Annotated in this window: 1 pseudogene; it reads right to left on the reverse strand. The window is 64.6% G+C overall.

The annotated features are described in order from the left end of the window. Positions 1-876: pseudogene (locus MMS95_RS24110) on the reverse strand (transketolase); the annotation flags it as partial.

Raw genomic sequence — 876 nt, forward strand, 5'->3', positions numbered from 1 at the left:
TGGCCGGGTTGGCCTGCAGTTTTTCCACGAACGCCTTGGCGTCGGCTTTCCAGTCGGCCGGCAGCTCGCCGTTCATGCGGCGCTTGAACTCGGCGGCCAGTTCCGGGAAGGCCCTGGCGTAGGCGGCGAACTTGTCGTTCCAGGCCGCTTCTTTGGCCTGACCGGCTTCTTTGGCGTCCCACTGAGCGTAGATGTCCTGCGGGATTTCAAAGGCGGCGTATTTCCAGCCCAGCGCTTCGCGGGTGGCGGCCACTTCGGCGGCGCCCAGCGCGGCGCCGTGCACGTCATGGGTGCCGGCCTTGTTCGGCGAACCGAAACCGATAACGGTCTTGCACATCAGCAACGACGGCTTATCGGTCACCTTGCGGGCTTCTTCAATCGCCGCCTTGATAGCGTCCGGGTTGTGGCCGTCGACGTTGCGCACCACGTGCCAGCCGTAGGCTTCGAAGCGCAGGGCGGTGTCGTCGGTGAACCAGCCGTCGACGTGGCCGTCGATGGAAATGCCGTTGTCATCGTAGAAGGCGGTCAGCTTGCCGAGCTTGAGGGTGCCGGCCAGAGAGCAGACTTCGTGCGAGATGCCTTCCATCATGCAGCCGTCGCCCATGAAGGCGTAGGTGTGGTGGTCGACGATGTCGTGGCCAGGGCGGTTGAACTGCGCCGCCAGGGTGCGTTCGGCGATGGCGAAACCGACGGCGTTGGCGATGCCCTGGCCCAGCGGGCCGGTGGTGGTTTCAACGCCCGGGGTGTAGCCGTACTCCGGGTGGCCCGGGGTTTTGGAATGCAGCTGACGGAAGTTTTCCAGCTCGCGCATCGGCAGGTCATAGCCGGTGAGGTGCAGGAGGCTGTAAATCAACATGGAGCCGTGGCCGTTGGAGA

It is taken from the genome of Serratia sp. PGPR-27, from assembly GCF_022678525.1.
Taxonomy (GTDB): Bacteria; Pseudomonadota; Gammaproteobacteria; order Enterobacterales; family Enterobacteriaceae; genus Serratia; species Serratia nematodiphila.